The following is an 11,700-nucleotide window of genomic DNA, read 5'->3' as shown; positions in this document are numbered from 1 at the left end:
TTCCATTTTTAACTTTAAATATGCAACATGTAGCACTATCATCACCTGGTTGATAGTAAAATTTCAACAATCTCATTGCTTCTTTTTTTTGAGATTTTCTTTTTTCCACCTGGAATCCCCCAGCCATCCATATATTTACACTTCTTCGATAATACAAATGTTCTCTTTCGCGATTTTATTGTTTTTCCTGTTGGCTCGCTTTTTCCATATTCAAAAGTTCCATATGTTATTATCTTATTGCCCTTTATTTCAAATTTTTTAATATAAATATTATAACCCTTAGATTTTTTTCCTCGTAATACTGTATAATAATAACCGCTCTTCTTAACTGTCTTTGCATTTACATCTCTTTCTGAAACCATAAACACAGAAATTACTAGTACTATGCTCAATATAAAACTTAATGTTCTCTTCATATGATTGCCTCCTTACCTATCAAACCTTTAGTTATTTGTTCATTAAACACAATCTAATTTTAAATTGTTATTTATCATTCTTTTTACTGACACTCCTGTTTTATAACATAAGTAAATACTTCCGGAATTTCATTGTTTTCTATAATCTCGTTTCCAAAATTTTCCGCCATAGACCATTCTATAATACTTTTCCCATCGATTTGTTTTCCACCAAGCTTTTTAACAATTCGAATTGACGCTGCATTTTTAGGCATAGCGTGCCACAAAACAGCATCAATTTTTTCTGTGACAGTAAGTATTCACACAATAACTTTGCAACCTCGTATCCATATCCGTTATTTCTATATTTGGATTCTATTGCTATATCAATACTTGGCATATCTTTTTCAAATTCATAATTAATGTAACCACAGCTTCTTTTGTCATTACTATTTTTAATAGCAAATCTGACTATTCTGTCTGAATCTGTCCTAATCATTCCACTCATTGTTCTCCAAAGTTCTTCAGACGTGGAAAACAGTTCTGCAAAATTGAATGCAATTTTGAATACTTTTAAATACTCATCTCGATTTTCGCTGTTTAATGAACACAGTTCCACATTATCTCCTACTATGCAATTATCATTCTGCACAACATCCCTCCTTTTATTATTTTTTATTTTCTAAAATTTTTATTCCCGATTTCTATTGAATGTCATATATTCACTTCAATTTTGTTCTTCCACTCACATTTATTATATCATGATATAAACCTAAAAAAACAAGATTATTTTTCACTAACCTAGTGTTTTATTTATTTTTCTAGTATTCTCTATACTTTTCTATTTTAGCCAAATTCTTTTAAACCAATATGTACCACACAATTATATTTTCTTCTATATGGTACACATATCCAGCTTGCTATCACTCAACTTACCCACTTTTGTACCATATATGGTTATTTTCATATATATGGTACAGATTTCTTCTTATTTAAGCCAGACAAAATCTCTATCTGTACCATATAAGAAAATTTCATCTACTATGGTACAAATATCCTCTTCTTTAATTAATTTCTCGCACCAGTGGTGCGAGTCTTATATTTTTATCTTTTAAATAGTACAATATTTTTTATTTAGACATTAATTCGTACATCCTAATTTTTGAACTGCTATAAAATATTTTATTAATAGAACGTTGTTCTCTTATTCGCATACATTTTTATTTCATTATTTTAATATTTAATAAATATTTCATAGCAATCTAATTTAGTTATTAACAAAGAATTAAGCAAACTCTTCTTTTAAAGTTGGTCCATTTTATCTGGACTAACTTTGGACCAAATTCGGTCCAACTTTTGTGATTAGTTATGATATTATGCGATAAGTTGTGTATTCTCATTGGACAAGAAAATTTTTATTTAAGTACCTAATTAATAATCGCCAAGCCCATCTAATTGATTTTCTTCGCAAATCAATTAACACGCGACATTCGTAGAATGCCGCATAACAAAAAAAAGAGAGCATCCTCTCGCCCATGTAAACATGGCTCGTGGGTGTTCTTCAACTATATCGCCCCTCTAATTGATTTCTTTCACAAATCAATTAGCACGCGTCATTCGTAGAATGACGCATAACAAATAAAGGGAGAGGTTCTCATTTTGCTCTGTTTCACTCTTATGGTGGAACAACTAAAATGCTTTCACTTTTCATAAGACACCTCCATTTTTGCAATAAAAAATGCCCTATTGAAAAACAGTCAGTTCTTAAACTACTGTTCTCAATAAGGCATTTATTTATTTTTGATTTAAAGTTTTAAGGCCTGTTGCTCTCAAACTTTATGGTTATATTTTACTATTGCGGTGTGTCGATGTCGAATTCTATCGTGGATGGGATTTAGGATAATAAACCATATTGTGGTTTAAATTATTTGGTTGATGTGCAAAAAGGAAAGGTTGGGACACGGGGTCCCAACCTATTTCTACTACAACTGACTTCTTAACCTATGCTATTTTTGGATTTTTTATAATTCTGCTCAACCACTTTTCGTGTATGGAAAGAAGTTCTTTATTGATAATTTTTATCCATTTATTCGTAAATCTCTATTCATCTTCCTCCTCGAATATCCAATATAATTGTGTGGCAGTTCAGTCAACGGCTTCTCGACAACGACTGCCTTGATGTCTGTATGGAATCCACAGGAAAATACCGGATTCCTGTCTTTAATATTCTGGAAGATGAAATCAATGTTGTCATTGCCAATCCCAAATGGGTAAAGGCTGTAAAAGGCAACAAAGATGATACCAAAGATTCTAAATGGATTGGAGACTTGTTCCGTCTTGGGCTTGTCAAAGGCAGTTATATTCCTTGCAAGGCAGTCCGTATTCTGAGGGAATACACCCGCTATCGTTACAAGCTCGTTTCCTGTCGTTCAAGTGAAAAGAATAGATATCAGAATGCTCTTACTGTTTGTAATGTTGCATTAGATTCTGTTGTTTCCGATATCTTTGGGAAGTCATCCACGTCCATTATTGACTATCTGCTTGATCAATCGGGGACATCCATTAACCACGAAGAAATCGCATCTAAACTTCTTAGAAACCTCAAATCCAAAGAAGATGCTGTTATAGAATCCGTCGAAGGATATCAGATGACTGATACCCAAAAATACCGTATGCGTCTTGTTCGCGCACACATGGATTATATCACAGTCGAAATCAATGATGTTGATAAAATGATAGAAAATATGATTTCTTCTAATCCTGATTTTGAAAATGCTGTCCGGTTCCTCTGTACCATTCCGGGTGTCAAACGTGATAGTGCAATCACTATCATCTCCGAAATCGGTACGGATATGTCTCAGTTCTCGGGTTCCAAACGTTTATGTTGCTGGGCTGGTTTAACACCTGACAGCAATGAATCTGCTGGTAAGAAGAAATCTGTCTGGATTACGCGTGCTGGTGTCTACCTCAAGCCTGCATTAGTACAATGTGCTCATGCAGCCGTAAAATCTGACAAATCTCCTTACTACAAAAAGAAATATGAAGCTCTAGTTAAACGTCGTGGCAAGAAAAGAGCCATTATCGCTATTGCCCGTATGATTCTTACTGCCATCTACCAGATGCTGTCTACCGGTGAGGAGTGGAATCCGAGCAATCTTTATAAAATCGATATGCCTGTAGCTCTTGTTGAAAAACAAAAGGCAAAAGCTATCAGACAGTCAAAGAAGCTATTACAACGTGAAGGAACACTTCCACCTGATAAGCCATTAGCTTCTTAATCTATTTTTTTAACTCTATAACACTTCAAAAAAGTTGCCTGCCTTAGACAGCTTATTCAAGTGCGCCAATTTATGGCTTGTTTCTACTTTCTTTCACACTATCTCCCTCTTAATAAACTTATTAGAGGCTACCTTTTCGCAGAATACAAGACATACATGACATGTCCAACTCTTGAAAAGCTAGCCTCTTTAATTACTTTTTAATTATTTAATTTTAAGTTTCTTCTTAAACAACTTAATGGCTTTCTTATTTCCTTTAAGTTTAGTCTTCTTAGACTTAATATTTTTCTTTGCTTTCTTGCTAAATGCATTCTTCTTTACAGTCTTAAGTTTGTCACCTTTGAATGTAATCTTCTTAATCTTGTTATCTCCTATAAATGCCTTAGAACTTATTGTCTTAACTGCTTTTCCAATTACTACTGTTTCAAGTTTTGAGCAGTTCTTAAATGCATTTTTTCCGATAACAGTTACCTTGTTACCTATTGTAAGCTTCTCAAGGGCCTTGCAGCCGGCAAACGCATTGTTACCAATTGTTGTTACATTTAATCTATATCCCTTACAATCTGCTCTGTCCTGAATTGTAACTTTCTTTATTTTATTCTTTTTAGCAGCTACTACACCAATAACCTTTGATTGTCCCACTGTTGCAGTATCAATTGATGTAATCTGGTATATTAAATTTCCTGCCGTATATGTCATTCCAACGTATACGCCGTAGCTATTGGTATGGCTGCTGCCTGTTGCGGGGATCGTTGCGGTTTCAAGAACCTTCTTGCAGACGGTGCATTCCTTATGCTTAGCGCCTTCTGCGGTTTCGGTAGCTGCCGTGTCAATGATCCACTCGCTGGTGCTGTGAGCCGCTTCGTCATTTTTGTCGTGGCAACGAGAACATTCATGCCAGTGGTTAGTATCATCAGACTTCCATTCTGTGCCTGCGGTATGTCCGGGAGCCGGAATCTTCACACTGGTTTTATCGGTAATTTCTACCGATCCTGTTGCATCTGCGAACCACTTGTCACAGCCATCGCAGGTGTAGTATGCGGAATTGCCCGCAGTAGTGCAGGTGGCAGCTTTCGCAGCAACCAAAGTCAGATTGTGAGTGTGTTCTTCGTTTTTATTTTTGTAATAATATGTAACAACCGTTCCGTCCGAAACAATAGGCTTATTCAAGCCGTCAACCTTTATAAATTCATAATCATAAAGTGTTTTTGCCGGTGTTAAATCAAGCTTTGTGCCGTATGGCACGGTAAATGTTCCGCCGGCAGTGTTTGGAATTTCAGAGCCGTCCTCAAATTTATACTGAATTGAAACGGTTGTGTAGCGCTGTGTTTCCGTATTGTCGTCTGCAAGCACATTTCCGTTTTCATCGAGCACCTGAAATGCCACGGTATCGCCGCTCTTAAGCTGTGCATCAGACGGAATTTGATAAATAAGCGAGCAACTCTTTAAGCCTGAATTAAAGTCGCTTTTGATGTGATCCAAAGCACCGAGCGGCCAGAAATTTGCCTTATCATTCCAAACAGGAATGTCAAAGGTTTGTACTGTTTGAAGCGGATTCCCCGATGAATCGGTCGCAACGCTTCCGTCGGAGTGCTTAATCCACATTTTGAATTTTAATTGTCGTGCATTTTTATCTGAAATGTTTTGAATAACAGTTCTAAGCTCGATTTTTTTACCGTTCATATTAGTATTAAATCTGCTTTTGCTGTTGCCGCTCAAAAGTCGGTCATTGCGATTATATGTGTAATTATAATATGAACTTGTTTCAAGGTCGGTAAAATCAGACGGCTTTGAATAAGCGCCCGTATATTCCTTAACCTCGGGAGTTGCAACATAAAGGTCTACATCCTTAACAAGCTGAGACATTCGCTTGAAGCCCTGCAAACGGCAAACCTCACAGAATTGATAGTTTGTGTCTCTCATTATGCACTCATAACTTGAAACAAGCATTTTTGAGCCGTAAGCATTGCGGCAAGTATATGTGTTTCTAAAACCTAAAAGCTGTCGCCATTTTATCTTTTCCGGGTCTTCAACCGAGGAAAGATTGAGTGATTTAAGTTCCTTATCGTCAAGCAAATATCCGTTACTGTATTCATCACCGAGACCGAGCAAACCGTGTCCAAACTCGTGTGCAAAAGTTTTTGACGCACGATAACTGTCTGATGGCGAAATGAAATAATGGAAGCCGTATTCACGGTTATTATAAGCACCGCCGAAATCTGATTTTGTGTTTACAACCATAGCGAACTGAGCAATATAATCGTGAACATAATAATAAGGCTCATATTCCGAACCGGACGGAATTGTGTTTGGATCACACTTTTTTTTGATATGAGCATCGTGAATTTTCTCGATAAATTCAGGACCGATACATCTCTCAAAAATATGATTTTTCCACTGACTTCCGTGGAGATTATTAGAAATAACAGGCGAATTATATTTGTCGACTATAACATCAAAGAAGGTGCTTCCACCATTGTCAAAAGTCGATTCGGAAGCTGTGCAAAGAGCGTAAACATTGAATCTGTCGGCATAACTGCGATACGGTTCATATTTCATAGCGTCCTGCCAAAGTCGTTTGACATCATTGATGAATTTGCCCTGCTGACTTTTTGTGTATCCCTCGCCGCAAACGACAACAACCATATTTTCCGTGTCGCTGCGTGTTTTTTGGATGGTATAAACAGGGATGGTAGGATTAGAATATTTTCCGTCATTTGAATACCACGGGCCGAGGGTGAGCTGAATGCTTTGCTCGGTGCTGACATTCCAATCGGGATTTGCGTCCTCGGCAGGTTCCGAAATTGTATAATCATCCTCTTGCTTATTTGGAGCAGAGCCGATATAAGGACTGCTTTGTGAGCCGCTGCCGGAAGTTGTAACAAAATATTCGGAATCGAGATAAAATGCAGGTCTTACGCCCAAATCGGAATACCACGGAGCATAACGACCGACCTGACCCGATGAACTGATATAACGCATATCGTGATTGCAATCGGTAACAGGAGTGCGAAGCCAATAAGGCCAAGCCATACCGTCATTATTATACGCAACATAATAACCTTTGAGATTTTTCCACACGGCATTAGCCTGCTTTACATCAAGAAGAAAAACCTTTTCGGTTGTAGTTTCAAAATATGAACTGTCGTAGTTTGCCACCGCTTCCGAAATATCGGTGTAGTATAACAAATCCGAATTTGCGTCTCCATCAACTATGCCCTTGTTGTATTCGGGATGAGAAACGAGAGAACGCTGGGTAACGGTTTTCATTGCCGCAATTTCAGATTTTGAAAAAGCGTTGAGAAAACCCGCTTTTTCGTTGTACGCTCCCACACCGCTTACATATCCGTCTTTCGGAGGGTTGCCACAAAGCCAATCGACTTTGCCTTCAGCTGCGGTCGAATTTAACCAAGAACGCATATTGCTGTCTTTCCAATAGTTAGAACCGTAATCATCACGCTTATAGCTTCTGCTGTGTGATTTTGAATTGCTGTTGTCATTTGTTTTGGCATCATATGCAAGGGTGTCAACAATTTTGTCTGCAAGCATAAGCGGTCCGTTATTGTCAATGCTTACACATCGCCAAAGAATTGAGGCATTATTATACGCGCCCATTTTAACATAGTCGCCAACCTTAATATCGGGCTTTGATGCCGCCTGAATGGTCATCGGCAAAACGGAAATTGCCATGCACAATGCCAAGAATATTGCGGTTATTTTTTTCGTCATTAAGGAACCTCCTTTATAAGCTATATATTTGCTTTTATTATATTGTAAGGTGTTATATGGGTCAATGAAAATCCAATTAAATTTTTGTTAATTTTACAGCCGACACATTTAATATTACACGAAGAAGAAAATCTTATTAAATAGGTTCTATACTTTACTTGGGGGGTAAGGTATAGTTCCTTTTTTATCTTTTGTGATATTTCTACAAAAAAGTAGGCATAGATAAAATAATCTCTTATAATAGAATCACCACAAAACCACAAAGGAGATTATTACTATGCCTAACAATGATTATATTTCAAATATACTGGAAATAAAAGACCTTTTTATCACAAATATCGATTATACATCAAAAGAAAACCATATTTACTTCATATTAAAGCGTAAAGACTGTGTCTGTCCTCACTGTAAAGCCATAACCAACAAAGTTCATGACTACAGGACTTCCATTATTAAAGACAGCCCCATTATGGGAAAAAGTACTTTCCTTCATTATAGAAAACGGCGATACCACTGTGATTCATGTGACAGACATTTTACGGAACCTTTTTCGCTTCTTCCTAAGAACTGTCGCCTTACCACCCGTTTATGTTTTGAAGCAATACACTTGCTAAAGAGTTCTCTTAATGTTTCAAATGTCGCCTCTCAGCTGGGGATATCCGTTTCCTCTATTTTCAGGCGGCTCAAAGACATCAAACATCAGAAACCGAAAACGCTTCCTTTAGTACTTTCAATCGACGAGTTTAAGGGTAATTCGGGTGGAAATAAATATCATTCCATTCTGACAGCACCAAAAGAGCATAAAGTTTTTGACATTCTTCCTTCCAGAACCCAATACAGGCTTGAAGAATACTTAAGAGACTTTCCCAACCGTAAGGATGTTCGTTACTTTGTTATGGATATGTACAAGGTTTATAAGGATATTGCACAGAGGCTGTTGCCTAACGCAACCATTGTTATTGATAAATTTCATGTGGTTAAACAGGTAACCGGTGCTACCGAAAGAGTACGAATTAGAATTCAAAAACAGATGCATCCTTCAAAGAGAAAATATTTCAAACGAAGCCGTAAATTAATTCTCGCCCATAAGGATAAGTTAAATGAAGAAAATCTTGAGGCTCTTGAAGTAATGTTACAACAATCAAACGATCTAGCTCAGGCTTATTATTTAAAAGAACTTTTTTATGACTTTATGAACTCTAAAAGCAGTACTGAAGCCAAACTCAAACTTCGTAAATTTATTAATGCTGCCTCTGTCAGTGAACTGGATGAATTCAATTCAGTACTTATTACACTTGCCAATTGGGCGAAATACATACTCAACAGTTTTGATTGCCCATATACAAACGGATATACAGAAGGAATGAATAATAAGATTAAAGTAATTAAGCGAAATGCTTATGGATATAGGAATTTTGAAAATTTCAGAAACAAAATAATGTTATCATGTGATACTATATAAAAATCGTGTGTGATTACAAATCACACACGATATATAAGAGATTACCCCCATGCTTGACAAAGAGCCATAAAAAGAAGAACACCCTCTCGCCCATGTAAACATGGCTCGTGGATGTTCTTCTTTTTATTTGCACGGCTTTAGCCTGACTATTTCATCTGTTTTGCAACTTCAGCTGCGAAATCTTCTTCTTTCTTTTCGATACCTTCGCCTGTTTCAAATCTGATGAAGCTCTTAAGTGCAACTGGAGCACCAACTTCTTTTGAAACTTCTGCTAAGTATGCTTTTACTGTCTGCTTTCCGTCTGCAGCCATAACGTATGTCTGATCAAGAAGACATACTTCTTTTAACTGCTTAGAAATACGTCCTTCAACTAAACCGTTGAAGATCTTGTTAGCACAGATTTCTTCCTTCTTGCTCATTGAAATAGCTGCTAATGAAGCAATAGCTTCTTTTGAAAGGAAGTTGAATAAGTACTTGTCGTTCTGTTTTTCTTCTAAGATTGCTTTGTCTTCAGCGCTTAATGCATCTGTGCTTAATGCTTCAGCAAAGATATCTTTCTGAATTGGCTTTGGAAGTGATGCTACATCATTTAAAGCACTATCAATTGTGATTTCTCTCATCTTAGCAAGTTCATCATCTGAGATGTCTTCTCTGCTAATATACTGTGGACTCATAGCTGCGATCTGCATAGCGATAGTCTTCATTGATGCTTCAACAGTTTCGTTAGCCTGTGCATCAGCTTCTACTAATACACCAATCTTTCCACCAGCGTGGATGTATGATACAACAACACCGTCAGATACGATTTTCTTAAATCTTCTGATGTTCATGTTTTCACCAATAACAGCAATCTGTGATGTTAATTCGTCTTTTACAGTCTTTGATGTGTCAAGAGCCCATGGTTCAGCGTATAAAGCTTCAACGTCAGCTGCATCTGAGTTAACGATCTGCTTAACTACGTTAGCTACGAATGTCTGGAACTTTTCGTTTTTAGCTACGAAGTCAGTTTCTGAGTTTACTTCTACGATTGCTGCTTTTCCATCTTCAACTAATGTTGCAACAACACCTTCAGCTGCGATTCTACCTGATTTCTTTACTGCAGTAGCTTCGCCTTTCTTTCTTAATACTTCGATAGCTGCTTCCTGATTACCATCAGTTTCAACTAAAGCTTTCTTACAAGCCATAATTCCAGCGCCTGTTAATTCTCTTAACTCTTTTACCATTGCTGCTGTAATATCCATTACTATATCCTCCTATTTAGAAAAAATTTAATTATTCTGCTTCTGTTTCAGCTACTTCTTCAGCTACCATTTCTTCACCCTGGTTAGCTTCGATAACAGCATCTGCCATCTTAGCAACGATGAGTTTAACAGCTCTGATAGCATCGTCATTACCTGGAATAACGTAATCTAATTCTTCAGGATCGCAGTTTGTATCAGCGATACCGATTAATTTGATTCCAAGTGCATGAGCTTCCTGAATACAAATTCTTTCCTTCTTAGGATCTACTACGAAAATAGCGTCTGGGATTCTCTTCATATCCTTGATACCGCCAAGGTTCTTTTCAAGCTTATCCCATTCTTTCTTAATTTCGATAACTTCTTTCTTAGGAAGAACATCAAATGTTCCATCTTCTGCCATCTGTTCGATGTCTTTTAATCTCTTAATTCTTGACTGAATTGTCTTGAAGTTAGTAAGCATTCCGCCTAACCATCTTTCATTTACATAGTACATTCCACAACGTTCAGCTTCTGTCTTAACAGCTTCCTGAGCCTGTTTCTTTGTACCAACAAAAAGAATTGTACCACCATCAGCTGCGATATCAGCCATAGCCTTATAAGCTTCATCAACTTTACCTACTGACTTCTGTAAATCGATAATGTAGATACCATTTCTTTCTGTGTAAATGTATGGAGCCATCTTAGGGTTCCATCTTCTTGTCTGATGTCCGAAATGAACACCTGCTTCTAATAACTGTTTCATTGAAATAACGCTCATTTTTTTACCTCCATTTGGTTTTAATCTTCCGTCTGAATCCAATTCATCGGACAACCCCGAGCATGGGCACCGGTCCGATTTCATCAAACGTGTTTACTCTAACTTAGACATCTTATCATAAGTCATTTTATAATTCAAGCACTTTTTATTTACAAAAAACTGCCTTACTCACTATGTTTTCTCCACCATACTCATTTTTATATCTGTCTATTATTTCAGGTTCTCCCCAAAAATGCATAGGATAAATTTCATTTGCTCCAACATTTTTTATAAAATAGTCCATTCCCATATAATAGGCTTCTTCCTGTCTTGGATCAAGCGGTACGAAAGCAATATCTATCTTTCTTCCCTTCATGCTATCAATCTCTCTTTTAAAATTAACTTCCATATTTCGGTTCCAGGATTTTGGTTCTCCATCCCAGTGCCACCAGTTCAAATCACCTGCATGATATATTGTTCCATCTTTTTCACTTACTATAAAAGCCACGCCCTCATCTGTTGATTTCAATGTTTCAACAACTATATCATCTATCTTGTATTTTTCATGAGCCTGAACTCTTATTATATTAAGTTGCTCAACCATTTTTGACAGCACAGCATTTTTCTTTATTTTCTTAACAACATCGTAAGATAAAATATATGTTACATTATCATGCTTAGTTGCTATATCAAATATTATTTTACTAAAATGATCATCATGAATATGGCTTACCATTACGTAAATTTTCTTGTCCGATTTTATGGCTTTATCTATGTTTCCACCAATATAGTCAAACAAATATATATAATTTCTGCTTTCAACCATAAAACCACTATGTTTTAAATACGTAACCTTCAT

At 36.6% G+C, this 11,700-nt stretch carries 8 protein-coding genes; 2 read left to right on the top strand and 6 right to left on the bottom strand.

Features of this window, described 5'->3' with window-relative positions:
• Positions 1 to 41 precede the first annotated feature (41 nt).
• Together CCC31_RS10890 and CCC31_RS10885 are read right to left on the bottom strand one after the other, a co-directional pair.
• Entirely contained in the window at positions 42 to 416 is a 375-nt protein-coding gene (locus CCC31_RS10890; RefSeq protein ID WP_290851521.1) for a hypothetical protein, read from the bottom strand.
• 178 nt (positions 417 to 594) lie between these two features.
• Entirely contained in the window at positions 595 to 1,047 is a 453-nt protein-coding gene (locus CCC31_RS10885) for a hypothetical protein (protein ID WP_260978564.1), read from the bottom strand.
• A 1,483-nt stretch (positions 1,048 to 2,530) separates the two neighbouring features.
• On the opposite strand from CCC31_RS10885, the gene CCC31_RS10880 reads away from it, so the two are divergent.
• Positions 2,531 to 3,673, top strand: a complete 1,143-nt coding sequence (locus tag CCC31_RS10880) for an IS110 family transposase (protein WP_363348417.1) — start codon at positions 2,531 to 2,533, stop codon at positions 3,671 to 3,673.
• A gap of 204 nt (positions 3,674 to 3,877) precedes the next feature.
• On the opposite strand, the gene CCC31_RS10875 is transcribed toward CCC31_RS10880, so the two are convergent.
• Positions 3,878 to 7,402 (bottom strand): M64 family metallopeptidase, encoded by a 3,525-nt coding sequence (locus CCC31_RS10875; RefSeq protein WP_290851519.1) that lies wholly within the window; start codon positions 7,400 to 7,402, stop codon positions 3,878 to 3,880.
• 277 nt (positions 7,403 to 7,679) lie between these two features.
• Between CCC31_RS10875 and CCC31_RS10870 the strand changes: the two genes are divergently transcribed.
• Positions 7,680 to 8,864, top strand: a complete 1,185-nt coding sequence (locus CCC31_RS10870) for an ISL3 family transposase (protein ID WP_290851517.1) — start codon at positions 7,680 to 7,682, stop codon at positions 8,862 to 8,864.
• 146 nt (positions 8,865 to 9,010) lie between these two features.
• Here the strand turns inward: CCC31_RS10870 and tsf are convergent, their stop codons facing one another.
• From tsf to CCC31_RS10855, 3 genes are all read right to left on the bottom strand, one after another.
• Complete coding sequence (gene tsf, locus CCC31_RS10865; protein ID WP_117909910.1) at positions 9,011 to 10,105, bottom strand: translation elongation factor Ts; 1,095 nt, start codon at positions 10,103 to 10,105, stop codon at positions 9,011 to 9,013.
• A 31-nt stretch (positions 10,106 to 10,136) separates the two neighbouring features.
• Positions 10,137 to 10,862: a 30S ribosomal protein S2 gene (gene rpsB / locus CCC31_RS10860; RefSeq protein WP_117909909.1), complete on the bottom strand. Its 726-nt coding sequence runs from the start codon at positions 10,860 to 10,862 to the stop codon at positions 10,137 to 10,139.
• Positions 10,863 to 11,007: 145 nt separating this feature from the next.
• Positions 11,008 to 11,700: an MBL fold metallo-hydrolase gene (locus CCC31_RS10855; protein WP_260978561.1), complete on the bottom strand. Its 693-nt coding sequence runs from the start codon at positions 11,698 to 11,700 to the stop codon at positions 11,008 to 11,010.

The organism is Eubacterium sp. LMAG:50 (genome assembly GCF_008680265.1).
GTDB classification, from domain to species: domain Bacteria; phylum Bacillota; class Clostridia; order Lachnospirales; family Lachnospiraceae; genus Eubacterium_U; species Eubacterium_U album.
This window is presented reverse-complemented; position numbering and strand designations above follow the sequence as displayed.